The 26,825-nt window shown below is 47.5% G+C and carries 26 protein-coding genes; 17 read left to right on the top strand and 9 right to left on the bottom strand.

Features of this window, described 5'->3' with window-relative positions:
* Positions 1-24 precede the first annotated feature (24 nt).
* Positions 25-1,977: a DUF885 domain-containing protein gene (locus GL2_RS13040; RefSeq protein ID WP_232053612.1), complete on the bottom strand. Its 1,953-nt coding sequence runs from the start codon at positions 1,975-1,977 to the stop codon at positions 25-27.
* A gap of 134 nt (positions 1,978-2,111) precedes the next feature.
* Between GL2_RS13040 and GL2_RS13045 the strand changes: the two genes are divergently transcribed.
* The 3 genes from GL2_RS13045 to GL2_RS13055 all read left to right on the top strand — a co-directional run bounded on the left by GL2_RS13045 (position 2,112) and on the right by GL2_RS13055 (position 3,569).
* Positions 2,112-2,456 carry a 4a-hydroxytetrahydrobiopterin dehydratase gene (locus GL2_RS13045; RefSeq protein WP_143731078.1) on the top strand — a complete coding sequence of 115 codons (345 nt, stop codon included), beginning with the start codon at positions 2,112-2,114 and terminating at the stop codon, positions 2,454-2,456.
* Between the two features lie 202 nt (positions 2,457-2,658).
* Complete coding sequence (locus GL2_RS13050; RefSeq protein WP_143731079.1) at positions 2,659-3,126, top strand: OsmC family protein; 468 nt, start codon at positions 2,659-2,661, stop codon at positions 3,124-3,126.
* An 8-nt stretch (positions 3,127-3,134) separates the two neighbouring features.
* Positions 3,135-3,569 (top strand): GNAT family N-acetyltransferase, encoded by a 435-nt coding sequence (locus GL2_RS13055; protein ID WP_232053613.1) that lies wholly within the window; start codon positions 3,135-3,137, stop codon positions 3,567-3,569.
* 73 nt (positions 3,570-3,642) lie between these two features.
* Here GL2_RS13055 and GL2_RS13060 read toward each other — a convergent pair whose 3' ends face one another.
* On the bottom strand, positions 3,643-4,935 hold the full coding sequence (locus GL2_RS13060) for a linear amide C-N hydrolase (RefSeq protein ID WP_143731080.1): 1,293 nt from the start codon (positions 4,933-4,935) through the stop codon (positions 3,643-3,645).
* A gap of 188 nt (positions 4,936-5,123) precedes the next feature.
* On the opposite strand from GL2_RS13060, the gene GL2_RS13065 reads away from it, so the two are divergent.
* Both GL2_RS13065 and GL2_RS13070 read left to right on the top strand, forming a co-directional pair.
* Entirely contained in the window at positions 5,124-5,897 is a 774-nt protein-coding gene (locus GL2_RS13065; protein WP_197736452.1) for a type 1 glutamine amidotransferase domain-containing protein, read from the top strand.
* Between the two features lie 77 nt (positions 5,898-5,974).
* The gene (locus tag GL2_RS13070) at positions 5,975-7,168 is read left to right on the top strand and encodes an alpha/beta hydrolase-fold protein (protein ID WP_172621139.1); all 1,194 of its coding nucleotides are present in this window, start codon (positions 5,975-5,977) and stop codon (positions 7,166-7,168) included.
* A 105-nt stretch (positions 7,169-7,273) separates the two neighbouring features.
* On the opposite strand, the gene GL2_RS13075 is transcribed toward GL2_RS13070, so the two are convergent.
* Together GL2_RS13075 and GL2_RS13080 are read right to left on the bottom strand one after the other, a co-directional pair.
* The gene (locus GL2_RS13075; RefSeq protein WP_143731082.1) at positions 7,274-7,777 is read right to left on the bottom strand and encodes a thermonuclease family protein; all 504 of its coding nucleotides are present in this window, start codon (positions 7,775-7,777) and stop codon (positions 7,274-7,276) included.
* A gap of 278 nt (positions 7,778-8,055) precedes the next feature.
* Positions 8,056-8,841 (bottom strand): TlyA family RNA methyltransferase, encoded by a 786-nt coding sequence (locus GL2_RS13080; protein WP_143731083.1) that lies wholly within the window; start codon positions 8,839-8,841, stop codon positions 8,056-8,058.
* Positions 8,842-8,968: 127 nt separating this feature from the next.
* Between GL2_RS13080 and nhaA the strand changes: the two genes are divergently transcribed.
* The 4 genes from nhaA to GL2_RS13105 all read left to right on the top strand — a co-directional run bounded on the left by nhaA (position 8,969) and on the right by GL2_RS13105 (position 13,673).
* Positions 8,969-10,432 carry a Na+/H+ antiporter NhaA gene (gene nhaA, locus GL2_RS13085; protein WP_232053614.1) on the top strand — a complete coding sequence of 488 codons (1,464 nt, stop codon included), beginning with the start codon at positions 8,969-8,971 and terminating at the stop codon, positions 10,430-10,432.
* A 1,521-nt stretch (positions 10,433-11,953) separates the two neighbouring features.
* A complete protein-coding gene (locus tag GL2_RS13095) occupies positions 11,954-12,319 on the top strand; it encodes an MmcQ/YjbR family DNA-binding protein (protein WP_143731085.1) in 366 nt (121 codons plus the stop codon).
* A 48-nt stretch (positions 12,320-12,367) separates the two neighbouring features.
* Entirely contained in the window at positions 12,368-13,222 is an 855-nt protein-coding gene (trxA, locus tag GL2_RS13100) for a thioredoxin (RefSeq protein ID WP_143731086.1), read from the top strand.
* 88 nt (positions 13,223-13,310) lie between these two features.
* Entirely contained in the window at positions 13,311-13,673 is a 363-nt protein-coding gene (locus tag GL2_RS13105; RefSeq protein WP_143731087.1) for a YqfO family protein, read from the top strand.
* Between the two features lie 18 nt (positions 13,674-13,691).
* Here the strand turns inward: GL2_RS13105 and GL2_RS13110 are convergent, their stop codons facing one another.
* Together GL2_RS13110 and GL2_RS13115 are read right to left on the bottom strand one after the other, a co-directional pair.
* Positions 13,692-14,225 carry a hypothetical protein gene (locus GL2_RS13110; RefSeq protein WP_143731088.1) on the bottom strand — a complete coding sequence of 178 codons (534 nt, stop codon included), beginning with the start codon at positions 14,223-14,225 and terminating at the stop codon, positions 13,692-13,694.
* Positions 14,226-14,311: 86 nt separating this feature from the next.
* Entirely contained in the window at positions 14,312-14,857 is a 546-nt protein-coding gene (locus tag GL2_RS13115) for an NUDIX hydrolase (RefSeq protein WP_143731089.1), read from the bottom strand.
* 103 nt (positions 14,858-14,960) lie between these two features.
* Between GL2_RS13115 and GL2_RS13120 the strand changes: the two genes are divergently transcribed.
* From GL2_RS13120 to GL2_RS13135, 4 genes are all read left to right on the top strand, one after another.
* Positions 14,961-16,238 (top strand): efflux RND transporter periplasmic adaptor subunit, encoded by a 1,278-nt coding sequence (locus GL2_RS13120; protein WP_143731090.1) that lies wholly within the window; start codon positions 14,961-14,963, stop codon positions 16,236-16,238.
* A 39-nt stretch (positions 16,239-16,277) separates the two neighbouring features.
* Entirely contained in the window at positions 16,278-19,436 is a 3,159-nt protein-coding gene (locus GL2_RS13125; RefSeq protein ID WP_143731091.1) for an efflux RND transporter permease subunit, read from the top strand.
* 119 nt (positions 19,437-19,555) lie between these two features.
* The gene (locus tag GL2_RS13130) at positions 19,556-20,167 is read left to right on the top strand and encodes a CoA pyrophosphatase (protein WP_143731092.1); all 612 of its coding nucleotides are present in this window, start codon (positions 19,556-19,558) and stop codon (positions 20,165-20,167) included.
* Between the two features lie 153 nt (positions 20,168-20,320).
* On the top strand, positions 20,321-21,367 hold the full coding sequence (locus GL2_RS13135) for an AraC family transcriptional regulator (protein WP_172621141.1): 1,047 nt from the start codon (positions 20,321-20,323) through the stop codon (positions 21,365-21,367).
* Between the two features lie 492 nt (positions 21,368-21,859).
* On the opposite strand, the gene GL2_RS13140 is transcribed toward GL2_RS13135, so the two are convergent.
* Both GL2_RS13140 and GL2_RS22380 read right to left on the bottom strand, forming a co-directional pair.
* Entirely contained in the window at positions 21,860-22,120 is a 261-nt protein-coding gene (locus tag GL2_RS13140; protein ID WP_172620998.1) for a hypothetical protein, read from the bottom strand.
* Complete coding sequence (locus GL2_RS22380) at positions 22,038-22,361, bottom strand: nuclear transport factor 2 family protein (protein ID WP_143731095.1); 324 nt, start codon at positions 22,359-22,361, stop codon at positions 22,038-22,040. The genes GL2_RS13140 and GL2_RS22380 overlap by 83 nt, the downstream gene beginning before the upstream one ends.
* Before the next feature lie 467 nt (positions 22,362-22,828).
* On the opposite strand from GL2_RS22380, the gene GL2_RS13150 reads away from it, so the two are divergent.
* Together GL2_RS13150 and GL2_RS13155 are read left to right on the top strand one after the other, a co-directional pair.
* Positions 22,829-23,125 carry a hypothetical protein gene (locus GL2_RS13150; RefSeq protein WP_143731096.1) on the top strand — a complete coding sequence of 99 codons (297 nt, stop codon included), beginning with the start codon at positions 22,829-22,831 and terminating at the stop codon, positions 23,123-23,125.
* Positions 23,113-23,535 carry a hypothetical protein gene (locus GL2_RS13155; protein WP_143731097.1) on the top strand — a complete coding sequence of 141 codons (423 nt, stop codon included), beginning with the start codon at positions 23,113-23,115 and terminating at the stop codon, positions 23,533-23,535. The genes GL2_RS13150 and GL2_RS13155 overlap by 13 nt, the downstream gene beginning before the upstream one ends.
* Positions 23,536-24,163: 628 nt before the next feature.
* Here GL2_RS13155 and GL2_RS13160 read toward each other — a convergent pair.
* On the bottom strand, positions 24,164-25,036 hold the full coding sequence (locus GL2_RS13160; RefSeq protein ID WP_143731098.1) for a LysR family transcriptional regulator: 873 nt from the start codon (positions 25,034-25,036) through the stop codon (positions 24,164-24,166).
* 113 nt (positions 25,037-25,149) lie between these two features.
* Between GL2_RS13160 and GL2_RS13165 the strand changes: the two genes are divergently transcribed.
* Positions 25,150-25,527, top strand: a complete 378-nt coding sequence (locus GL2_RS13165; RefSeq protein WP_143731099.1) for an isochorismatase — start codon at positions 25,150-25,152, stop codon at positions 25,525-25,527.
* A 12-nt stretch (positions 25,528-25,539) separates the two neighbouring features.
* Positions 25,540-26,457 (top strand): alpha/beta hydrolase, encoded by a 918-nt coding sequence (locus GL2_RS13170; RefSeq protein WP_143731100.1) that lies wholly within the window; start codon positions 25,540-25,542, stop codon positions 26,455-26,457.
* Positions 26,458-26,825: the final 368 nt, after the last annotated feature.

The raw sequence follows: 26,825 nt of genomic DNA on the forward strand, positions 1-26,825 counted from the left end.
CCCAATTTGGTCCTGATGGCAAACCTAACTTTGGCTTTCTTCCTTTATTTTTGCCAGCATTAATTCCCGTATAATTGGGACGGGCGCACTCCCAAAGCTGAGGAATTCTTCATGAAAGGCTTTTAAGTTAAAGTTCTTTCCAAGCTTTTTCTTTATTTCCTCCCGCAAGGCGAGGATGTCAGTATATCCAGCAAAGTAACTGGTTAATTGTACTTGGCTTAAAGTGGCTCGCCGCCATTTTCCTTCAGCTTCAGCTTGTTGCTGAAAAGCACCTTGTATCATCAATTTGAGTGCATCGGCCTCGCTGAGGCCTTTTACTTGGACCTCGTAGTCCAGGATGGTATTGGTAATAGTGCGTAGATTCCACTTGTAATACATTAACCAGAGTTCTGGAGAAAAATCCCCATAGCCAGCTTCCAACATCATACGCTCAGCATAGACTGCCCAGCCTTCGATCATGGCACCGTTTCCCAGGATACTTTTGATCAGACTGGGAGATTGGTTGGCGTAAACCAGTTGTGTATAGTGTCCAGGGATAGCTTCGTGGATATTGAGGATCTGCATGGTGTATTTATTGTACTCACGGAGCAAACTGTTAGCTTGCGTATCGCTGAGTTCTGCCATCGGCATCACATTGTAATAGGTGTTGGCATTTTTGTTATAGGGTCCTGGGGCATTGATCGAGGCTACTGCAAACCCTTGCAGATAGGGGGGAGTAGTACGTACTACCAGAGGTTTATTTTTATCCAAAGTGAGCAAATTTTGCTTATTCACAAAGGTAGCTAGCTCCGGGATCTGTTTTTCCACCGCATCCTTAAATGTATACTTGCTTGCATGATGCTCGGATAATTTATCCAATACCTTACTGATTCTGATTCGACTATCTGACGGCAGAGCCTCATTGGGGAAGTACTTTGGCCATAGTTTATCGGCCAGATCTGACATTTTGTCATGTACCAGCATTTTTTCTTCCAGCGCTAGCTGATAGAGATCGGCTGCACTGATACCGACCTGGATATCAAAATTAAATTTTTCTTCATAGAGCTCTTCACCAATACGAAAGTCACGAAATTTCCCTGTTTTTTCCAGCTTGGTTTGTAGTTTTTTCAAAAAGGAAACATAACCCTGTATCGCTTTTCGGGTTGTTGCGAGTCTCTGCCGGAACACCGCTTTTTCATCGTCGAGCATCTGGCTGTCTGTAACTTTTTTTTCCACCTCGCTACCGAACACAGCCAGTGCCCCCTCGTTTTGCTGTATAGCCAACGCCAATTGGGGGGCTGCGGGTCTTCGGATAGCACGCATGGCAGCCTGGTAATATTCAGGCACCTGCCGCATACGTGTACTAAAAGTCCGTAAGCGCTGCTCTAATGGTGCATAGTTAGTATTCAGGATCAGAGCAAAAGGGTGAGAGACATTGTAATTGGAAGGATCCCATTCAAAGGATTTGAAGGTTGTATATTCCCACCGCAAACGTTGTAGAAAGTTCAGGATCAGAGCCAGGTCGGTGCGCGCATTGATACCCAATTGTTCGCTGTTCAATGCGTCGAACTTATCTTCGTAGGTTTTGGAAAAATCCAATAGGTATTTGCGGTAGGCCCTATCGGGAACTTGTATTTGGCTGGCGACATCGTAGTAACCTTCACGCACCGCCCAGGATGGAAAAAGATGCCAGAGTCCATTGACGAACTGTTCGCACAGTTGCTGGAAGGCCAATTCAGTCTCGGCACGCATTTCGGCGATAGTTTCAGACTCTGGAGGCACTATACGATTCTTGTCCAAGCTCTGTGGGCCACAGGCGTTGAGGCCCAGGATTGACGTCAATATCAACATGTAGAAGTGGGCTTTCATGGGGATCCTAGTCTGTGGCTGCATCTCAATACCTGAAAACTGTTCAAAAATTAACACATCTACCGGAGTCGTGGTGTTGGGACGACACCAAATGTCTCCAACTGGAGCTAATTCACTAGCTTTTAGCATGCTGTTTCATTCAGGCACGGGAAAACCGTATAAAATGCCTTTTTGGGGTGTGTGCTTGTTTCGTTGATGGGCGCCGGTTAGAGTGGAGCCCACGCAAAATAGCCGATAATAAACAAGGTTTTGAGGACTCATTCATGACCGAACTAGCTCAACAACAATGTGAAGCCTGCCGTGCAGACGCCCCCCTTGTCAGCGACGATGAACTCCCAGGGCTGTTGCGCCAAATCCCTGATTGGACCCCTGTAGCTCGCGACGGCATCATGCAGCTGGAGCGTGTGTTCAAGTTCCGTAACTTTAAGCAGGCACTGGCGTTCACCAACCGTGTTGGCGCTATTGCCGAAGAGGTAGGGCATCACCCTGCGCTGCTTACAGAATGGGGCAAGGTCACCGTGACCTGGTGGAGTCATGAGGCCAAAGGCCTGCATAAGAATGACTTTATTATGGCTGCACGTACTGACCAGCAGGTAGATGCAGAGTAGCCATCAACTCGGAGGTCGCCTAATGCGGCCTCTATTCTCTGCCGTGTCCCGATCCTCTCCCCTCGACTGGAAAGCCCCTGCCGGACTTTCACGAACTCCCTCTGAATCAATTCATCGACGTCGTGCAGTCAGCCAAAATGGCATGAAGAACTTTCTGACGGTAATAGCTAAAACTGTGTGCCCTGGATAGAAGGAGATAATATTGTCTGAGTACACCTCTACAGTGACCTGGCGGCGAGATGGCCAAGTCTTTACCGATAATCAATATAGCCGCGCCCATACCTGGCAATTCGATGGCGGTTTATCCGTTCCCGCCTCCTCCTCTCCCCATGTCGTCCCTATTCCCTATTCAGTAGCGGAAAATGTCGACCCGGAAGAGGCATTTGTAGCTTCGCTGTCCAGTTGTCACATGCTGTTTTTCCTTGCCATCGCTGCTAAACGCGGCTTCGTTGTAGATGAGTATCACGATGAAGTAGTAGGCGTGATGGATAGCAATGAAGAGGGTAATCTGGCTATGACGAAAGTAACCCTGCGCCCTTTGGTGCGATTCTCTGGTGACAAGCAACCGAGCCTCGAACAGCTGGAAAAAATCCATCACCTTTCCCACAAGCAGTGCTTTATTGCTAATTCTGTAAAATCAGAAGTTATTACAGAGATTCGCGAAATTTAGATACCAGCTTGCTGAATCTAGCTGCTAAAGATGAAGTGGTACGAAATATGTATACAGTGATTGAAGAGGTCGCCTCGGTGGAGGACTTCCTTCGGTTGAGGGAGGTAACTGGACTCACCCCAAGAATTAGGGCAGCAGTGGAAAAGGGGTTGCCCAATAGTCTGTATGGTATCCATATCAATACTGATTCAAGAACTATTGCCATGGGGCGGGTAGTAGGTGATGGAGCGCTAAACTTTGAGATAGTGGATATTGCCGTCGATCCAGATTATCAGGGCCAAGGTTTAGGGCGGCAGGTGATGGAATATATAATGTCTTACCTGGATCGTGCGGCTATGCCATCAGCGTATATTACCTTGATGGCCGATGTGCCAGAGCTTTACGAGAAGTTTGGTTTTAAGACCAGCAGCCCTGAAGTCGAGGGCATGTATATCGTTAAGTAGGGCAACTCTTAGCTGTAATTGAAAGCCGTTTCCATGTTCACAATTTGCTTGGTACCAGGGTTGGCTTTAAGGACTACTTTTTAAAAGTCTTAAAAGTTTCGGTGATATCACCTACTAAATCTGGATCCTTGGGGTCTGCAATACGCTTTCCAGTACCGTTTGCAAAGTCAATATTTTTCAAGCTTACCCAAATGATATTTGGATTGGTTACCCAGTTGAAATAGTACACTCTATTGTTTAAATCAATGACTGAAAGCCACCAAGTAGGGTAAGTGGCTGTTTTTTCAGTCTCATTATTACTTTCTCGACTATAAGGTGCGCCAAAGGGAACAGTTACAGTGCGAATTGCGCTGAGGATATAACCTGCAGCTTGAGTGTCGCTAATGGGCTCTGGTAGGTGTTTGCGGTAGTAAGATAATCTAACGAAACGGTCGGCGCCCTCAATGCCACCAGGAACAGACTTTAATCCCCCAAAGCCCTGATAAAAAGGAAGATTTAATAGCTGCCAGTCATAGGGTGGATCATTCGTCATCACAGAGTATTTCTTCCCATGATGTACAACCAGTTTACCGTTGATAATCTCGAAAATAGCAGAGTCACCACTGGGGTCCTCTATTGCCAAATGTGTGCCAAGTACTTCATGGCCTACCTTGACCGGTGAAATACGTATGTCTTTCATTCCCGCAACAGCCTCTGCAACTGTGGCGTGATTATCGAGGATAAAGCGTAACCAGCGCATATAGGACACGCCCGGCATACTATTTGGTTTGGGATAGCGGGTTGCCCCAAGGTATAGAATATGAGCAGCTAAACCTTTCTCATTGATACCATCGGTAGCGCCGTCATTCTCTGAAAAACCATATTGGCGGGCATAGGGAATAATACTTTGTACAACACTGCCGTATTTTGAGGTCCATCTGGCAGGATTTGGGCCCTCCTCTCCAACCATCTCCATGCCGCGAGGATTTATGAATAAAATATCATCAAATGAGTGCCCCCAGTCCATAGATCTGGCGGCGAAAACACCTTGCCTGGTATCCCAGGCTACACGGGAGCATGCATGGAGTGTGGATGGCCAGGAAATGAGGAGTAATATGAAAATCAACGATATTTTAATTGAAGCTACTCTGATCATTTTGCAGCCCGCTTGCCAGGAGTGATTGAAAGTATGTAGTTTAGTTCTCTTTGTTGCGGGCAACTGTGTTTGGTAATGGTAAGTTATTATTGCCTGTAATAGTGTTCGGATTTTAATGTTTGTTAAGTTACATTGATGTACATTGATTGCGATACTAATTTGACGGTGGTTTAGACGAAAGGACTCTGGTATAAGATCGGCTGTTGCTTCTTGGAGGTGTTTGTAGGTCAAGCATTGTTATCATGGCCCGGCTGCAAGCTATGCGTTAGGTGTAAGTCCCCCCTATTGACTGGCAGGTTTTAGTTGGATTTCTACTTTTTATACAATTGGATTAATGAATAAGTTTTGTAAATAAATAACTATATTTGACCATGTTGAATGATAGCTCTAGCAGAGTTAGTGTATCAATATAGTGCTTGATGGATCTAATTAAACATGAAAAATATAATCACATTGCCCATCATCGTTTTATTTTGTGCTTTTGGGTTGGAAAAATTAGTGCGGCAGAAAAAATTTTGATAGTGGCCTCGGACCTTACAGATATGGGAGATCCAGATAAGCACGATGTCAGAAATAATCTTTGGGAGTATGCACCGCCGTACCATATTTTTGTTTCCCATGGTTATGAGGTTGACTTTGTCTCTCCTTCTGGAGGTACGATACGTTTTATGATGGATCCGCTTGGTATTAGCAGTTATACAGTTAATTACGAAGGCTTCCAGGAAAGAGCGAATCATTCCCTGAAGCCAACGGAGGTTAGACTGGAAAACTATGTGGCAGTTTATGTCGGTGGGGGCTATGGAACCTTATTTGATGTAGCCTCAAATAAACAAATGCTTGATGTTATGGCCGGAATATATGACAACGGTGGGATAATAGGCAGTTGTGGACATGGGGGTGGAGCTTTTGCCAACGTAAAACTGGAAAATGGGCAGTTCTTTGTGCAGGACAAGAAATTCGCAGGTTTTCCAGATTCAAGGGAAAAGGAAAAGGCCTGGGCCATGCAGGTAATATTATTACCATTTATGGTTGAGTCAGAACTTAAGAGAAATGGAGCTCTGACTGTTGATAAAGGTGACGTTTCGGATAAATATGATATTGTTTTAGGTGAGAGGATAGTTTCCAGTATGTTCTTGCCGTCAGCTGTATTGGTAGCCAAGGAAATGATTGTCCTTTTGGATCAAGATAAATAGTTAGTTTGGTCATTGGTATGGTATTACTTGATAGATCATTAAAATCATCCTGTCAGTGTTTATCAGAGACAAGAATTATGTTGGTGTTGATTAAATATATGTTCATTTTTTTTGCGTTTACTTGGAGTCTTGTGGGGCAATCCAGTGAGATTACTATAGGAGAGCGCAAGGTAATTGTTTCTGAGGTTCTGGATGAGAAAAGAGAATACTGGGTATCTCTTCCCGCTTCCTTTCGTGAGGATGGATATAAAAAATATCCGGTGCTTTACTTTTTCGATGCGGACTTAAATAGTTTTTTTCATGTGTTTACTGGTATGGTTAGGCAGATGAGCTCAGATGCCACACCAATTGTTCCTGAAATGATTGTTGTCGGCATCGTTAGCCAAGAGCGGGCAAGGGACAGCTCACCTACCAAGTCATTGATTGAATATGGTGGGCGTAAAAATAAAGCTTTAAATATTACTGGAGGGGGGGAGCAGTTTCTTCAGTTCTTGAGAGAGGATCTAATTCCTGAAATAAATAAAGAGTATCCAACGTCAGGATATCAAATCCTTGCTGGATATTCATTTACAGGACTTCCAGTTATCCATAGTTTATATTCATCCCCTGATACTTTTAATGCTTACATTGCAATCGACCCAAGTATGTGGTGGGATGATCAGGTTATGTTGAAAAGGTATGATGAATTTTTGCGAGGTGAACCACTTGCCAAGCGTAGATTGTTTGTAGCTACCTCAGAGAGGGTGGCAGGCGTATATCCTAAAGAAAATTATGTTGCAAAGTTTATTGAATTACTAAACACGAACCCTAAAATGGGGTTAAACGTGGACTCTATGATATACGGGCAGGAAGAAAATCACCATACTATGCCCGTAATTAGCTTTTATAAAGGACTTAGATCCATATTTGATGGTTATATGTTAGATGATCAAGCCAGATTTCGCTCTGCCGCTGATATTAAAAGACATTTTGAACAGGTTTCAGAGGATCTTGGTGGAAAATTCACCTTGAGAGAAGATGTAATTAGTTTCTATGGGTATGATCGTTTATATAATAGTCAGTTTGGCGTGAATATTGATAGGGCAATAGATTTCTTTGTGTTAAATACACAATATTATCCCGATTCTTACAAAGCGTGGGATAGCTTGGCAGAGGCCTTTATGGTTAAGGGGGATAAGAAGCAGGCTGTTAAATTTTATAAAAAGTCCCTGTTAATCAATCCGGATAATGATAATGCAAAAAATAGAATTATTGAAATGAAGGCTATGTAAATGTAGATGCAAGTTGAACCTTTAGTGACCTGCTAGGTAGTTAATTGGTCATAAGTGGATCGCTAAAATATTGGGTTTAATTCTAAGTGTTTATGGGTTGGAAAATTACTCATCCAATATGAATTTTTTTTCTGGGTTGTAATAGCAATAATCATGATCCAGGTTTTTGCGAAAACAGTAAGGGTCTTTGGCCGCGGAATTTTTCCATAAACCAAGATTGGAGTAATAAGCGAATTGCTGCTCGGTATCGAACGTATCTCCGCAGTAGTAGGCATAATTCCAGGCGGCCCCTCGTGCAACCATTTCCTGATTGATATTGTATCCGTTGACAAATAGATAGCCGGTTTCCCTACCGTATTGATCTCTTCCTGTTGACTGAAAGTCTACTGAACCATTTGACAATAAACTGTTCAGTATTTGGGAAGCCTCCGGGCCATAAGGTTGAATTCTGGGATAAGTTTCTGGTGCATCTATACACTGTAGGCGTATCTCGACGTACTCGCCGGAAACATATCCGTGAACTGTGTCACCATCTACTATTTGATAGTTAGTCAGTGGAGCTGCGTGTGATGCGATAGAGAGTGCACACAGAAAGAATAACCTTTTCATTAGAATTATCCGGGTGATTGTTTATTGTGTGTAGGGTATACAGGGTTTATTACGCGCTCATTTATGATTTGTGATAGTAATAAATAGTTTTTGTTAAAGCGGCGGGGCAGGCTGGGAGATCAATATAATGAGGTTACTTTATTTGGGGTGCGGGGTTACAAAAGCTATCAGAATAATTTTCAGTCTCTTGGGGGAATACCTGAGCCTTTAAGAAATTGAGGCTCAGGTATGAATAGTTTTAGAAGCAGTAAGTCTGATTTGTGCAGTTTTTGCTATTACTAGAGTTTAATGTCTACTTCTTTAGTTTTCACTTTCTGGGTTGCCCAGAGTAAAAACTCTCGATTGCCATCGCCACCTTTAATTGGACTTTCAATATATTCTTTTACTTCAAGACCCAGTTCACAACATAAACTTGTGATTCGCTCATGCACTTGCGGAAAGAGCTTGGTGTCTCGTACCAATCCGCCTTTACCAATACCCTCGGGGCCGACTTCAAACTGTGGTTTTACCAGGGTTAACAGTTGACCGTTGGGTTTTAGTAGAGCAGGTAATTGCGGCAATATCAGAGACTGAGAAATAAAAGAGACATCCATTACGATGGCATCAAAACCGCTGTCCGCATAGGGAGCGAGTTGCTTGGCTTCCAAATGTCGCGCATTAATACCTTCAAACAAATGCATACGTGAATCGTCCAGTAGTTTCTGCGCCAGTTGCCCTTGTCCTACATCCACCCCCACCACTGATGTAGCACCTTTTTGTAACAGGCAGTCACTGAACCCACCGGTGGAGCAGCCGACATCAAGGGCGTGCCAACCCTTAGGGGTCAGGCCTGTATGATCGAGAATTGCTGCAAGCTTTAAGCCAGCGCGGGAGACGTATTGGTCCTCGGGTAACGGCGAGACCTCAAGGGCACAATCTTCACTGACGGATTGTCCGGCCTTGCGAGCGGGCTCCATGGGGCCACCCTCGGATAGCATGACCCTGCCTGCCTCAATAAGTTTCTTGGCGTGTGTGCGGGAGTTGGCGAGCTTTTTCTTTACAAGCAATTGGTCCAGTCGGGTCATATTTCGCGATGCAATCCTGTCAATATGGTTAAGAATACAGTGGCCATGCTAACCTCTGGCTCCAATAGGTAGAAGTGTGGCCTCACATTTTGTAGGGCTAACCTTTAAGTAAAGAGGAAGTCAGTCGATGGCAAAAGGCGTTCTGGATAAGTTCAAGATTCGTAAAGGGAAGGTTTTCGAAGCCCCTTTGGAGGGGGCCTTTGGGCGCCTGACGACACCTTTCGAAGAATTTATCCACCGGCAAAGCAGTAGTGGCATTTTGTTGATGCTATCTGCGCTGGCTGCATTGATCATCGCCAATTCCCCTCTGGAAGAGGCCTACAAGCACTTACTGCATATGCCGATCAGCCTCAACGCAGGGGAATGGGAATTTTCCCTGTCCCTGCACCACTGGATTAATGATGGTCTGATGGCGATCTTCTTTTTTCTGGTAGGCCTGGAATTAAAGCGTGAATTTATGGTGGGCGAATTGTCCGACCTGCGCCAGGCAGTATTACCAGTGATGGCTGCAATTGGCGGTATGGTCGTCCCCGCGCTTATTTATGCGGGTTTTAATGCCGGTGGTGAGGCGGAGCGCGGCTGGGGAATTCCCATGGCTACAGACATCGCTTTTGCTGTGGGCTGTATTGCGCTATTGGGCAACCGGGTGCCCCGTGCGGTGGTTACCTTTCTGGTAGCCTTGGCTATTGTGGATGACCTTGGTGCCATCCTGGTGATTGCAATCTGGTATACCGAGCAGGTAAACCTTACCGCACTCATCGCATCGGGCTGCTTGGTGGTGATTATGTGGTTGCTCAAGGCCGCTGGCGTACGCCGCTCCCCAGCCTATGTCTTTGTCGGGGTGCTGCTGTGGTACGAGCTTTACCTGGCGGGCGTTCATGCCACGATTGCCGGTGTAATTACCGCTATGGCACTGCCTGCCAAACCCAAGTACGACCCTGTCGCATTTAGTACTTTCGTGAAAGATATTATCCGCAGCTTCGATCGCTGCTTCCGCCCTGGGGATAAAATTATTGCCAACGATGCACTGCGTGCACGAGTTATGGCCCTGGGTAATGGCGTCAACCTGGCACAGTCCCCCCTGCAGCGTATGGAAACCCGTCTGCATACCCCTGTGGGCTTCCTGGTAATCCCCATCTTTGCCCTGGCCAATGCAGGCATTCCTTTTGACAGTTTTACCAGTTCTACCGCGGTGATTAATCCGGTGACATTGGGGGTTATTGCAGGCCTGGTGATCGGTAAGCTGGTGGGTATCGTGGGGGCTACCTGGATCGGCTGGAAGCTGGGCTGGGGCAGGCTGCCCAAGTCGGCGAATTTTCAGCATATTGTTGGGGTGGCACTGCTGGGCGGTATCGGTTTTACCATGTCTATCTTTATTGCCGAGCTGGCATTTAGTAAGCAGGCTGACCTGCTGATTCAGGCCAAGGCGGGTATCTTGTTGGCCTCCGTGATCGCCGGTATTGCCGGTTTCATGGTACTCCGCAATGCACCAGTGTCGGAGGAGTTTGATGGAGAGCACCTGGACACCGAGGGAACGGAGCCTCCAGCAGAAGGGGATGTGGTGAGTGAACCCACGGGTAAACAGCGCTGAACCTAGCAGTTCTCGAGTCAATTGGGCCCAGCTGTTCTGGCGGGGCCCACAAATACCTCCGGTAACCATTCATTATGAAATCAATACCGGCATGATATGGAACGAATCAAGCGAGAAAAAATAATGATGAGAGTTGTAACAGCGGTACGCTTGCTACCGGTTTTGGTTGCGCCGTTGATTTTTAGCGCCTGTGGCGGCCAAAAAAATGAACAGAGTACAGTTAATGAAGCCTCACAGTTAAATGAGGCCGTGCAGACAATGGATGAGAGGAAAGGCGACATGCCAATGAATGGCGTAGCCAGGGAATACGTATCTTTGGTGCTGGAACTCGGCAATCATGACAAGAGCTATGTAGATGCCTTCTACGGGCCTGCTGAATGGCGTGAACAGGCGCAGCAGAGTAGCGCTAGCCCGGTACAGATTGCGCAGCGGGGAAAAGCGCTGTTGGAACAGCTACCGGTGGCTAAGGGGGTGGATGGCTCTATTGATAGCCTTCGCCTTCATTACCTGAAAACCCAGTTGGGGGCCCTGGTGGCTCATGCAAAAAGCTTGGCTGGTGAAACTGAACGGGGTTTTGCCAAAGAGGCCCGGGAACTGTATGACACCCAGCCCCCAAAACAGGACTTTGCCAGTTTTGAGCCCTTTCTCCGGGAGCTGGAGGAGCTGTTGCCGGGTAGCCAGCCATTGAGTGAGCGGGTGCAGGAATTTCGCAAGGGGTTTGAGATTCCCGCAGATAAGCTCCAGGCAGTGTTTGATGCGTCGATAAAAGAGTGCCGGCTTCGTACCAAAGAATATATACCGCTGCCTGAGAGTGAAAACTTTGTATTGGAATATGTCAGCGATAAACCCTGGAGTGGTTACAACTGGTATCAGGGCGGCTCCCATAGCCTGATTCAGGTAAATAGTGGCCTGCCGATCACCATTGATCGCGCCATTGATCTAGGCTGCCACGAGGGCTATCCCGGCCATCACACCTATAACGCGCTACTGGAGCAATCGTTAGTCAAGGAGCGGGGCTGGGTAGAGTACAGCGTTTACCCGCTATTCAGTCCCCAATCCCTGATTGCCGAAGGCAGTGCCAACTATGGTATTGAGCTGGCCTTTCCCGGTGCAGAAAAGGCCCGTTTCGAGATGGAAGTACTCTACCCGCTGGCGGGCCTGGATCCGCAGAGTGCGGAAAAATACGATCGCGTAATGGCACTAGTGGATAAATTGAGTTTCGCTGGTAACGAAATCGCGCGCCAGTATATCGATGGGGAAATTAAAGGTGACCAAGTCCCCGCGCTGTTCGAAAAATACACCCTGATGAGTCCGGCTAAGGCGAAGCAGCGCAAGGATTTCGTGGATGCTTACGGCGCCTATGTTATTAATTACAACTGGGGTAAGAAGCTGGTGGCAGACTATGTGGAACGTGATACCGACACTGCCGGTGAGCGCTGGCAGCGCTTTGCCAAGCTGCTTTCCTCTCCGCGCCTGCCCTCTTCACTGGACTGGTAGGATCAGGTTATGTTGAGGGTGGCGATGAGGGAACACCTGTTGTCACGTCCCGAGGCCATTGAGGATTTTCCTTTTGGCCCGGATGTGGCGGTGTTCAAGGTCAAGGGGCGTATGTTTGCTACTCTCAGCCGCCACCGCGGAGTGGATGCCTCCAACCTGAAGTGTGACCCGAATGAGGCCCAGGCCCTGCGGGATATCTTCCCCGGTGTATTGCCGGGATATCATATGAACAAGAAGCACTGGAATACAGTGTTGCTGGATGGCACAGTGCCCGATTATGAGATTGAGCGGATGGCAGATCGCTCTTATGGGCTGGTGGTAAAGGGCCTGCGCAAGATAGAGCGGCAGTCCCTTGAAATGGCTTACGGCGCAGATATCCTATACCGCTAAGTGGTGTTAACCAGGCCCTATTTACACAGACGTGACTCAGGAGAGTTTGTGAACGAATTTATTGTCGATGTTACGGCAGAAAATGCTCAGCAAGTGTTGATCGAAGAATCCATGAAGCGCCCGGTACTGGTCGACTTCTGGGCCGATTGGTGTGAACCCTGCAAGCAACTGATGCCGCTATTGGAAAAGTTGGCCAATGAATACGCCGGACAGTTCCTGCTGGCCAGGGTAAATGCGGATACCGAACAAATGATCGCAGGTCAGCTGGGGGTACGCAGCCTTCCCACGGTGATGTTACTTAAAGAGGGGCAGCCCGTGGACGGCTTTGCCGGCGTACAGCCGGAACCCCAGATTCGTGAAATGCTCGATAAATATCTACCCAAGCCCTGGGATATCAAGCTGCAGCAGGCCCAGGCGCTGATCGGAGAGGACAAAGCGGATGAGGCTCTGCCATTATTGCGCCAGGCCTATACCGAATCCTCCGAGCGCGTGGACATTGCCAAGCAATTGGCGACAGTGCTGCTGGATCAGAACCGTGCCCAGGAGGCAGAAACGGTACTCGGCAAGATCCTTCTGGCCGACCAGGATGCTGAATACCAACAATTAATGGCCCAGCTGGAGCTGAAGCAGCAGGCGGCGGACACTCCGGAAATCCAGGCCCTGCAGAAGGCATTGGCGCAAAACCCCCAGGACTATGACTCCGCTTACAAGCTGGCAGTACAGTACAGCCAGGCCAACCGGCATCAGGAAGCTCTGGAGTTGTTACTGGATATTTTGCGTAAGGATATGAGCTTTGCCGATGGTGCCGCCAAACAGGCGTTCCTCGATATCGTAAAAAGCCTGGGTGCCGGCGACCCCATCGCCACCCAGTACCAGCGCAAGTTGATGACAATGATGTTCTGATAACTGCCGACTGATATCGGTTTTTGTGATATGAGAAGGGGCCCTTGGGGCCTCTTTTTTCATCCATTTCTTACTGTGAGCCACTCCGATGTACAAGCTCAGTATCTACATACCCGAATCCCACCTGGAAGAGGTCAAGCAGGCACTGTTTACTGCAGGGGCCGGGCGTATTGGTGATTACGACAGCTGCTGCTGGCAGGTGTTGGGCACGGGCCAGTTCCGTCCACTGTCGGGCAGCCAACCATTTATTGGCTCTTCCGGGCAAGTGGAGCAGGTAGCGGAGTACCGTGTGGAGATGGTATGTGTGGATGAGTGCGTGGATACAGCGCTGGAAGCCTTATACAGGGCCCACCCCTACGAAGAGCCGGCTTTTGATCTTTGGCGCTTGGACGAACGTTGCAGCCTCACCAGTAAGCAGCGCCAGCAAACTGGAGTGCATACTGATGAGTAGAGTTTCATTGGGTTGTAACTAGAGGTTGTCCAAAGCCTGCTGGCGTTCCAGGTTTTTTTCCTGAAGTGCCTGCACATCTTTAAGTAGTTGGGAAATCCGGCTATCAGCGCCGGTGTTGTCCTGCAGTAGTGTTGCCGTGGGTTGCTGCGGTGCAACATTGGAAGAAGCCTGAGTGGCTGGCACCGTATTGACGGGCTTTATCCGGTGGATACGCACAGAGTTATCCAATCCTTCCGGCACTGAATCAGAAAAGTGCCAGTTTCCCTCATTGTCTTGCCAGGTGAAGACTTCGGTGGTGGGTTCATTAATCTGCTCTTTTGACACTAGGCCACTGGATTCCACCAGGGTTTCGAGCTGCTGGGCGGATTTTTGCGTAGTGGAGCTTACTGCTTGCAGGGCGCGCTGCCCCTGATGGCGTACACTGTCCAGTGTCTGTTGGTCGGGCAGCCAGTCTCCTGGTGACATAATTGGCTTGCCATCCGGCCCTGGCAGCAGCATGGGTAATCCCACGCCTACTACCAGCAGGACTGCAAGCATATAAGCATACTTCATAATGTGAACATCCTTTTATTACTCAGCGGGATAGAGGGCAGGACTCCACTCTCAGAATAGTTGTAAGCCCCTCTCAGCACCGCCGACTACAGTTTGAGCTTTCGAGAGATCACGCCGCGGTGCAATTGGTACTGGCCGAGTTTGCCGTCTTCAAAGTAGTGTTCGAGCGTTTTATGCATGATGGGAAATGCAATTTCCGGCCAGGGAATATCCTCTTCGCGAAAAAGGTCCACTTCCAAAGATTCCGGCCCAGGCCCGAAATTGGTATCTGTCAGCTCACCGCGATACATCAGGTAGACCTGGTTGATATGGGGAATGTCATACACGGAGTAGAGGCCATCGACGCGGATATTGGCGCGCGCCTCTTCCCAAGACTCCCGTAAAGCACCTTCTTCACTGCTCTCGCCATTTTCCATAAAGCCGGCAGGTAAGGTCCATAGGCCAAGGCGCGGTTCTATCGCGCGTTTGCACAACATTACCCGGTCCTCCAGGTAGGGCAAAACGCCGACGATGACTCGGGGATTAATGTAGTGAATGGCGCCGCAGTTGCCGCACAGGTGGCGGGGGCGGTCGTCGCCTTTAGGAATGGAAAGTGTGACGGCATTACTGCCGCATTGGCTGCAAAATTTCATGGCGTCAGTATACCTATGCAAGATTCCAGCGTCAGCTCCCCAAATTTTGACGCCTATAGTTGTTAATAGACGATGATGTATTTAAGGCGGTGTTTACCCTGCCATGGCGCGTTTTTTATTTTTTTGCCTGATGTTGATTGTCCTGTGCGCCTGTGGCGACAAAGGCGATGAGGAGAAAAAGCCGCCACCTCCCCCTGTGGAGGTGCTGGTAGTGCGTGAGCAGCCTGTCATTCCGCGCTTTGAATTCGTCGGTAGGGTGGAAGCTACAGACGAATATAAAGTGCGTCCCCGTGTACAAGGATATATCCAGAGCCGTAATTTCAGGGAGGGCGATACAGTTCAAAAAGGCCAGTTACTTTTTGAAATCGATCCGCGCCCTTTTATCGCTGAGCTGGATAACCAGAGTGCCAATCTGGAGCGCACTGAAGCGTCCCTGCGTGTGGCCGAGCGCAATTTCCGTCGCGGTCGTACTTTGGTGGCAACTGGTGCCATCAGTCAGGTGCAGATGGATGAGCTGATGGGCACCTACGAAGAGACCAAATCTCAAGTCGATGCGGACCGAGCCAAGGTGGTCAGTGCCAAGCTGGACCTCTCTTACACCAAAATTTATGCGCCACTCACAGGTCGTATCGGCCGTACCGATTTTACCGAGGGCTCCCTGGTGGGGCCAGACTCTGATCCGCTCACCACTATCGTTAAGATGGACCCGATTTATGTACTTTTCGAGGTGCCGGAAGATCAACTTTATGCCGTGCAGGTGGATGCGGAGCGCCGCCGGCGCGAAGGTTTGCCACCCACCAGCCTGGATGTACGTATAGAGCTGCCAGATGGCAATTTTTATCCCTACAAAGGGAACATCGTTTTTATCGATAACCAAATTGATCCAAATACCGGCTCCGTAGCGGTACGCGCGCTGTTTCGAAATCCGGGTCAGTTGCTGGTGCAGGGACAATTCGCACGGGTTTCCATCCGTGTATTTACCGGCAGCGAAGCACTTAAACCACTGGTGCCGCAATCTTCGGTGCAGGAAGACATGCAGGGCCGCTATGTCTTTGTTCTGGGCAAAAACAATATCGCCGAAAAGCGCTACCTGACTTTGGGGCAGCGGGAGGGAGAGCTGTGGGCGGTGGATCGGGGGCTGGTTGCCGGTGAATCGGTGATCGTCAATGGCTTACAACGGGTTCAGGCGGGCAAACCGGTGACGCCACAGAACACGCCGCGCAATCCCTACGATGCTGCGGCAGAACCGGCCCAACCGGCTCGCGGCGGTGGTTCGCCCGTGGATATGCAATCCAAAGGTACCGGGCAGGGCGAATCAGGGAAGGATACAGAGGAGGGCGAGCAGCCCAGGCACCAGGGAGAGTTGGATGATTACAAATAGATTAAGCCCGACCTGGGCAGGAGGGCTCTCAGCGGATCCATGATCAGTGCCTTTTGCATACGGCGGCCACGTTTCGCCTTTGTTATCTCCATACTGATCTCCTTGGCGGGAATTCTTTCTTTGCCCTTATTGCCGGTAGCGCAATTTCCGGAAATTACCCCAGCAACTATCAATGTCACTACCAACTATGCGGGTGCCAGCGCCGAAGTGATGCGCGACAGTGTCGCTGTGCCGATTGAATCCCAGGTCAATGGTGTGGAAGGCATGGATTATATGTCTTCCACCAGCGGTAACGATGGCTCCTACAGCCTGACGGTGACCTTTAAATCCGGTTACGACGACGATATCGCTCAGGTCAATGTACAGAACCGGGTAGAGCAAGCGATGCCACAGCTGCCCGAAGATGTGAAGCGGGATGGCGTGGTGGTTTCCAAAAAGAGCACCACGCTATTGTTGGTGGTAAATCTATTTTCTCCAGAGCAAAAATTTGATGAATTATTTCTGGCCAATTATGCGGAAATATATTTAAAGGATGAATTGGCCCGTGTACTGGGGGTGAGCAGTGTTGTTATTTTTGGCTCGCGCAATTACGCCATGCGGCTTTGGTTGGATCCGAACCGGATGGCGGCACTGGATGTTACTGCCCAGGATGTGATTAGTGCAGTGCAGGCGCAGAATGTACAGGTTGCGGCGGGGCAGATTGGTTCGCCACCAATACGCAGGGATCAGCAATTCCAGTACAACATCCTGGTGCAGGGGCGTTTGGTCAGCCCAAAGGAGTTTGAAGATATAACCATTCGCGCCAAGCCCGATGGTGCCATGGTTAAGGTTAAGGATGTAGCCAGGGTGGAGCTGGGCAGTCAATCCTACTCCTCCTATGGACAGTTGGACAACCAACCCTCGGCAGTGATGGGTGTCTACCAATTGCCCGATGCCAATGCCCTGGATGTTGCTGAGGGCATTAAAGAAAAAGTGGCGCAGCTGTCTCAACGTTTTCCTGCAGGCCTCACTGCAGAAGTACTTTACGACACGACCTTATTTGTGGAAGCCTCAATCAAGGAAGTGGTTGAGACACTATTTGTTGCCTTGATATTGGTGATTCTAGTGGTGTTCCTGTTTTTACAGGATTGGCGCTCCACCTTGATTCCCGCTATTGCTATTCCGGTATCGTTAATAGGTACCTTTGCCATGATGCTGGCATTCGGTATGACCATTAATACCATTACCCTTTTCGCCTTGATTTTGGCGATTGGAATTGTGGTGGACGATGCCATTATTGTGGTGGAAAACACCCAGCGTTTAATGGGAGATGGGTTGCCCCCCAAAGAGGCTGCGCTGGAATCCATGCGCGAAGTTACTGGCCCGGTGATTGCTACCACCCTGGTATTATTTGCGGTTTTTGTCCCGGTAATGCTGATGCCGGGTATTACCGGAAAGATGTATCAACAGTTTGCTATTACTATTTCCATGGCAGTGGCAATTTCTTCACTGAATGCGCTGACCCTGAGCCCGGCACTATGCGCCAGTATCCTCAAGGCGGGTAAGGAGGGCGAAGTCGCAGGAATTAAAGAAACAGGAATTTTTGGTTTCTTTAATAAGCTTTTACACCGTTCAACAAATTTTTATGTGGGAATGGTCAAGGCCTGTGTGAAAGTCCCGCTGATTGGTGTCGTTTCGATTTTTGGGCTCTTATTCCTCACATACTGGCTGTTCACCAGTATTCCCACCGGCTTTATTCCCGATGAAGATCAGGGCACTTTTATGCTGCATGTGCAGCTGCCAGATGGCTCCTCCTTGGAGAGGACCGGACCAGTGGTTGACCAGGTAACCGATATATTATTAGAGGAGCCGGCTATGGCCCATGTGGTGGGGGTGCCGGGATACAATCTGCTCACCAGCAGTGCCTCCTCCAATACCGCCATGATGTTTGCCGTGCTCAAACCCTGGGAAGAGCGCACTTCAGAGGAGGACCACCAGTTTGCCCTGATGGATCGTCTGCAGAAAAAACTGGCGGAGATTCCCAATGCGCAGATTATGCCTTTTGCAATTCCGCCTTTGCCTGGTATAGGCACCGTTGGTGGCTTTGAGTTTGTGCTTGAGGATTTGCAGGGGCGCAGTATTCTGGAATTGACCCAGGTCCTTTTTGACTTGCTTGGCGCGGCCAACCAGCGTGTGGAGATTGCACAGGCGTTTACCAGTTTCCAGGCCAGCACGCCGCAACTGGAATTAAAACTGGATAAAGAGAAAGCCCATGTATTGGGGGTACCCCTGCCCGAAGTCTATTCCACCCTGCAGACTTTTCTTGGTGGCTACTACATCAATGATTTTAATTTGTACGGTAAGGTTTTTCGGGTGATCGCTCAGGCGGATGCGCAGTTTCGTGATGAGGAGGAGAATCTGGCGGGTTTTTATGTGCGTGCAAAAAGCGGTGGCCTGGTGCCAGTAACTTCTGTAGCCACTATCACCCCGATCGTGGCACCACAAACGATCACTCGATACAACCTGTACAACAGCATTACTATCAACGGATCCCCTGCCACAGGTTTTTCCAGTGGCCAGGCTATGGATGCCATGGAAGAGCTGGCGGATGATCTGCCGGAGGGTTATGGCTATGAGTGGACTGGCATCAGTTTGCAGGAAATCACTTCGGGCAATCTGGCCCCTATCCTGTTCAGCCTAGCCATAGTGTTTGTCTACCTGTTTCTGGTGGCCCAGTATGAAAGCTGGAGTATTCCCATCGCAGTACTTCTGTGTGTGCCCATCGCTATTTGCGGTGCCATGCTGGTTGTATGGATGGCGGGCTCTATCAATAATCTCTACACACAGATTGGCTTGGTGCTGTTGATTGGCATGGCAGCTAAGAGCGCCATCCTGATTGTAGAGTTTGCCTGTGTGGAGCGGGATAAGGGGAAATCTATAGCCGATGCGGCACTATCTGCCACTCGCCTGCGATTTCGTGCGGTTCTGATGACCGCTATGTCATTTATCTTAGGGGTGATACCGTTATTGGTAGCTACCGGCGCCGGCGCAGTCAGCCGTATTTCCCTGGGACTGGTGGTATTTGGTGGCATGCTAGCCGCGAGCCTGTTCGCTACACTGCTGGTGCCGGTGTACTACGCCCTGGTACAGGCAGTACGGGAAAAGCTTAAAGGGGGTTATACGCCCAAGGTTGAGCAGGGGGCCACTTTGGAAAAGTAATGGTGCCTGGGTAAATGGTCGCAAACGGATATTGTGGCATATCACTCGGTGTTGTCGCCGGAAATCAGTATGATGAAAGTTAGGGAGTCCCCAGTCTTAGTGGGGTGGGACATAGATTTATGCTATCGACAATTGAAGAGAAGATTTTCCAGCGGATTGAGGAACTTGAGGCTGGTGTTCCAACCGGGCCTGATCTGGCGGGTCATGCGGCTGTCTTGATTGCCCTTACTGAAGAGCCGGACCCCCAGGTGATTCTCACCAAGCGTTCAGCCCACCTCTCCACCCACTCCGGTGAAGTTTCCCTACCTGGGGGGCGCTGGGATGCCACTGACCCCTCATTACAATTCACCGCCTTGCGCGAAGCTGAAGAGGAAGTTGCGCTACCAATGAATTCGGTACGTATGCTTGGCCCTCTATGGCCGCGTACCACCCGCTGGCAGGTACATGTGACGCCTTGGGTAGGGATCATATCCCCGGAGCTTGAACTCTTCCCGAATCCTGGTGAACTGGATGCAGTTTTTCGCGTTCCACTCTCCTTCTTCCTTGCCGATCCTCGCATCCGCACTGACCGTATTACTATCGATGACCAGGCTATCTATCTACCTGCTTACCAGTATGAAAATTACGAGATATGGGGCTTTACCGCCGGTGTGTTGACTGAGTTTCTGGTGAGAATACTCGGCGCTTCAATTGGTCGGCGGGATGATGTGCCGTTACGGGCATTAAATTAGTCGGCGAATACTCAGAATTTGAATTAGCCTACCTTGATGAATGAAGAGCCGGAATATACCGGCTTATTACTTCCTGTATGGATGAGCGATTGTTCCAAATTAGTTTATCCTTGCCTATTGCCAGTGTATGGACAGCTTAAGGATAAGCGAGTTATGCATAAGGATTTATTTCAGGTAAGAGAGAAAAGTCCAATTGAACAAAAAAACATAAATACAGATACTTGGCCGGTTGAGGAGCGCTGGTCTCGCTGGAAGCAGCAACTGGAGGTGATATTGCCCTACAGTTGTGAGCTTGTGCTCAAACCACATCACTGTCAGGATTATTCCGGCGAATTTTCTGGAGCCTTCAACACTCTAACCGGAGATGCATTTGCCCGCGCGGTTTTCTCCGGCAACTCCTTTCACCGCAGTCAACATCATCTTGATGACGGTTATACAGATTATACTGTGGTGTATATCTTATCAGGCCGGGGTGCAATACAGCGCGGTAGTCACTTTACTCCAATGAACCCCGGTGGAATCTATCTGGTGGATTTGGGGCAAACTATCATTCACGACCTGATCCAGAAAAGTCATATATTGCTGTGTCGTATCCCCCGCGCAAAAATAGAAAATTTTCGAAAAGGTCCCGGGGATGATCGGCCATTGGTGATCGACAGCAGCAGTGGTCCGGGTTTGTTACTTCGCAATTATTTGTTGCTGTTTCCACGTGCCAGCCAGCAGAGCTCTTTTGTATCTCCTGAGACACTATTTAATCCTGTAGCGGAGCTGGTGATTGCCTGTTTACAGGAGAGTCGGGGCAAAGCTGCATCTGAAGCGGAAACTCCACAGCGCCTGAACCTGATATTCCGAAGGGCCTGTCAGCTGATTCAAAAGTATTGTTGTGATATGGACCTTTCCGCCCAGAAGCTGGCAATGTCCCTGGAAATATCACCTTCTTACCTGCATAGGGCTCTGCGCTATCATGATGCTTCATATAACAGTCTGTTGCGTCGTGCGAGGGTGGAAGCCGCCTCGGCTCAACTGGTTGGCGCGGGACGCAACACAAGTATGTTACAGGTCGCTCTAAACTGTGGTTTTAATGGCACCAGCCAGTTCTCACGGGCTTTTAAGGAAGAGTTGGGTATTACAGCATCCGAGTTTGTAAAACAAACATTCACCGAGAAGGAAGATCTGTCGGTATTGGAAGAACAAATATAGATTTGGACCCCGTCATCCACGTAGGAATATTATTCTCGCCAGGAGGGCGAACCTGAAATGGCTGTAAGTATGCCTCACCGAAATTTCCCTATAAATTCTTCGTGAACCTGCCGGTCGGTCCACTCAATTAATAGGGGAAGCTGGCTCTTCGTATTTGAATCAACAGTGCAAGTTGTCCACCCACCTCCCGGAATTTTTAAGTTGCCGGCAGCCTCGTTGACGATTATCGCGTAAGGGTTTTCTGGAGTTGATTTACAGTGGATATTTCCTGAGAGGGTGGATGGAATTGTGGTGGTTTTATAGCAATCTGAAGCAGGCACGGAAGTAGCTGCGAGTGCATTGTCTGCAATAATAGAGGTAGATAATTACAGGGCCTTGATGCTTGTGAGCTTCATCTAAAACTGTTTTCAAGTCGCAGTTATTAACGTTCTTGTAAATGTTGGTTTGGGGTCTTTGGGGAATATGATTTGAAATGGTTGGGTGAGTTATTATTCAGTTATTTTTTATTATAGGTTCTCCCAGATTTTTCCAGGCATCCAGTAAAATGTTAACCATCGCTTTTGTGTTGTGGTCCGCCGAGATTACAGGGAATTCTGGATCTTCCGGCAAGCCAAAAGCTTCAGCACGCCTACATTGAAATAACCAGTTATTATTGATTTTTATTAGCTGGTCATCGTATTGTCCGGCCATGATGGTGCGATAGCCTTGACGTGTGGCAACGATTACGAGGGTTCCCTGTAGCACTTTGCCCATCGGAAGAGATTGTATACAGTGGAGACGAGGTTATATGTCGAGTTCCAAGCTGGCTATGTATAATCAGGTATTGGCGCAGCTTTTCCCGTCCTTTTATCATCAAATTTCCATTCTCAAAGCGTCCGTTTTCTGTAAAGAGTGATGCCCATCCCTCAGAATCATGGTTGTCGACTGTGAGGGTATACTGGGCCAGTAAATCTAAGATCGCTAGTTTCTCAATGTTTTTCTGTAGATTATCCATCGTAGATGCCGGGTTAAAATTTATTTGTTAAGGGCCCTAAAGTTAATCATGGGGTTGCTTGTCTAGTTTTTTGTAGTTTTTATTATTGTATTATTTAAATAATTATTACCGCGTGACTTCTCGCTTAGCTGTAATTCTGATTTTTGACTGTTGGCTCTCGAATTTTTATTGAATCTTTGTGTAGAGTACAATTAGGTGATTTCTGTTTGTCTGTCAAGTGCCTGCTTGTAGTAGTCTTTTAGGTTATTAAAATAAAATTGCTTTTATTGAAGTTAGATGTCTGTAATTGCTTGTAATTTTGGATGTGTAACAATTCCGAATTTTCGAAGACTAAAAGTATATAACTCTCGCTGAAGACCTGTTGAGAGTTTTTGAAAGACCAATTTTCGGCAGGGAAAAATTTTTTTCTACCCGGCCAGTTTAAATTGGATTGATTAATTTTAATTATTAATAGAAGGAATTTTGCTATGAGTCGTGCTGCAGATATTGCTGATGATGCAGAAGCGGATGCGAATAATAACCAGCAATATACTTGGGGGTCCATCGACAGAAATATTACTAGCTGGGGAGGCGGTACGGGACCTCATGCTCTTTTAGGAAGCCTTGCCCAATATATCAACTGTTGTAGTTATCCAATATTGCTTGCAATAAGGCGAGGCTACCTGAATAGGCAAGGATCTTTAAATCTAGTTCAAGATCTCAATCAAAAGTCACCATCACTTAAAATTATCTGCCAAAAAGGAGGTGAAGAATGCCTGGTTTAACTCACGCATGGTCTTTTGGAGTGCAGGCTGCAGAATGGCAATTTCCAGATCGGGCTAAAACTTGGAAAATTGTTTATAACCCTAATTATGGAGAGATTCCGGCATGCATCACTGTTTTTACCAAAAGAAGAGAGCTTCATGGTCCTGTTCAGGTAGCTCTGGATCCTCACTTTGAGCATAGCATGGGACGCGGAGCGTTAAATAATCATGGTCAGGGACACCATGATTTGCATAATTGGATTAATGAAGCATATCAATTGGCTGATATTCATACTCATGACCATTTTGTCCTTCGCGATAATGATGTTCCTGATATGGTCATTATAAAGGCTATTACTAACTTGGTTAGTTTGGGCCATATTGATGATCCTGCTTATGACGTAATTCAGCATTTACAATCTGTGACCTAGCCACCACCCACAATGGCGTCCACAGTATGCGTACCCGTTTAATAGCTTACTGTGGACATCGATAGATACTTCTAAGCATAGTAGTAGCTAGATTGCCAACATAAGCGAAACACGCTTGCCGTCCTGCATAAAATATCGATACAAACCGGGAAATATCCCGGCCGACTTATGAAATGGCCCCGCCCAATCCTCAACAGACCGATTCCAACCACTAAACGCTCGCGATATGACCGTAGACCAGCAAACTCATACAGAGGTAAAATTTATTGCCCCTAGCTTGGGCCATTAGTATGGCTATTATAGTTATCTGCCATTCATGTTGGGGTTATTGTATTTGCAGCGTATACTGACGGATATACTTAATTGTTAGTTTTTCTTGATTTTTTTTGAAATCCAGCTTGGTTGGGCGCAAGGTTGTTTGTCCTGGGCGAACAACCTTTTTTGTTATCCTTTTGTATATTTTAGATATTTCTGGTGATACATTATCTCAGGCTATACTCATAACTTTTTTGAATGCCAATCTCCAGGGTGAAGATAACGCTTGACGAGTAATTTATGGATAATAAATAAAAAATCTACCAGTAAGTTGATAATGATATAGCCTAAAGTTTCTGATTTCTTTATCTTATTATGGTTTTAATTGGGCTTTTACAGCTTTTATAAAGCTCTGGACTTTGGCGGGAGGTTTCTTTGGGTAGAGGTGCATATAATGTACAGGGGTTGAGCTGGCTTCAATGACCGGTTCTAATAGGCCTTTTTTGATACTGTGCAATGCAGTAATATCTGGAATTCTAGCGATTCCTAATCCTATTTCCGCCATTTGTAAAATATTGTGAAGTGAATTGCAGCGAATCTTTGGTGTGACTCTTATTTTACCGTTATTCCCCAGATCATATTTTATCGGAGTGCCCTGCCAATCATTGGCGATATGTTGCCAATAGCGTAACTCGCAAAGATCCTCTGGTAAACCGCCCTGCTTATCTATGTACGCTTTGCTCGCATAGAGACTTTCTCGAAGTACCCCCAGCTTAGATACTTTGGCTGATTGCATATCCAGGTTGCCCACACGGATTGCAAGATCTACCTGGGATGAAATTAGATCCATGGGGGCATCGTCCGCCAGCAATCGCACCCCAAGCTGTGGATGCTGTTCTACAAGCTGTGCAATTGCCGGAACAATAACTGGCTCACAGAGCGCGTGAGGTGCAGTAACCGTCAATGTGCCTGAGAGCTTTTCAGTGGTGCTTTTTAGCTCTGCCAGGGCAACGTCATAGATATCCCGGATTTCGCGACAATGTGAGTAGAACTGAGTGCCCGCTTCGGTTAAAGAAAGTGCTCGTGTGCTTCTATAGAGCAGCCTTGTATCAAGATCTCCTTCCAGCCGTGTTACTGATTGACTGATTGCCGACTTGGTACGGGCCAGTTTATCTGCTGCAGCCGTAAAACTACGTGCCTCTACTACGGCCAGGAATACTTGCATATCCTCAAGATTAGGTTTCATTGTTTAATTTTGCTAAACAGTTATTTGATTGAATACCTGTTTATCATAAGGTGGCAGTTGGGGCAATATGCTTGTAGACAATCAATACTTAGTTTTGTGAGGAGGAGTTTGATATGAGTAAGGTGCTAATCGAAAAAACTGTAGTAGCCAGTGAGCAATGGAAGTCATTTTTCAACCAGGGTAATGCTAAAGGTTGCGCGTCTATGTATGAAAAGGATGCCCAAATGGTGGCCAAACCATTTGGCTTGTTTCAGGGACGTGAGCAGATACAGGCTTTTTGGGAAAACCTAGTAGCCCAAGGGTTCTCGGATGTGTCCTATCTGGATACTAAAATTGAGGCCGTAGATGATGCCTCAACTGTACTTACTAGCAATTGGAAAATGAACAACGCGCAAGGGGTGATCACGCGGGAACTCTGGATTCTGCAGGAAGACGGCACTATGCGCCTGCGTGAGGATCATTTTGAAGCTGTAGATCCAAGTGTGAAGTAAAGGAATATTAAGATGAATGAATACTGGAATAGTTTTACACGAGAAAAAACAGACGAACAATACAATCCAACCCTGTGGACTCGCCGCTTGCCTACAGAGGAGTTACTACCAGCCCATGTGGCATTCACCGAGAGTCATAGTTCCATTTATCGTCAAGAGGTAAAAGATGGATTGCAGACTGTTAACTTTGGAGAAGGAGAGTTGCTGGGTTCTATGGATGTCTTCAGGCCTGAGAATGTACCTGAAGATGCACCCATAGTAATTTATATTCATGGAGGTTGGTGGCAATGGTTCTCAAAGGAACAGTTTTCCTTTCTAGCTGAACCTTTTAATAAAAAGGGGTTTGCCGTATACATGCCTGGATACCGTATGGCGCAGGATTGGAATAATGGCTTGCCAATGGAATCCATTGTAAAACAGATGCAGTGTGCGATGGCTACGGTACTTAATGAAGCTGAACAGAGAGGCTCGTCGGCAGTTTACCTTGTAGGACACTCGGCGGGTGGTCAGCTTGTAGCGATGCTACACCAGACCGATTGGGAACAGTTTGGTGTTTCAAAAGTTGCACAGAGCAAATTCAAGGCTGCATTTTCCTTAGCTGGGCTTTTTGATATCCGTCCCTTGGTAAAGAGTTTTGTCAATGACACAATTAAGATGTCGATGGACTCAGCGGAGAAGGTAAGCCCACAGTTGATCCCGCTTAGAGAGGGTATAAAACTCTGTCCACTACATCTAATCTTACCTGAGTTTGACACTCCTGAGTTTTTTCGGCAGACAAAGGAGTATCAGGAGAAACTGCTTAAGTCAGGGGTCAACTGCTCTTTTTCCCTGGCTAATGACCGAGATCATCTTAATATTCTTGAGCGGTTGAATGATGTTGATGACAAAGTTTTAGAGTATATGCTGGAAAACATGGATTGCCATGGTTAATTTCTTTTAATTGGTTTTGGAGTGACCTAACAAGGTGGTTTTAAAGCTTCGATATCTCTGAATTATTTTTAAGGGCTTAAATGCCCTTGATTCGACCACTCTAGTTTTGGGGAGTAATGATTTCCAGGATGTGATTTAAATACAACAGCCATTCAAGAAGAGAGAAATGCCTTTTGCTACGTATCAAAGCAGAAGGTTTTTCGTGAATTTGAAACTTGTAATGCTTGTAGGCAGCAAGTAGATGGATTGAATGGGAGCCTGATTTATTGATTTAAAAATAATGATATTATTCTAGGTGGCATATTCTCAATTGACTACAAAATTCCTGTTCGAAGTTTAGCTTTGCCAGGATGAATTCAACTTGCTGA

The organism is Microbulbifer sp. GL-2 (genome assembly GCF_007183175.1).
Classification (GTDB): Bacteria; Pseudomonadota; Gammaproteobacteria; order Pseudomonadales; family Cellvibrionaceae; genus Microbulbifer.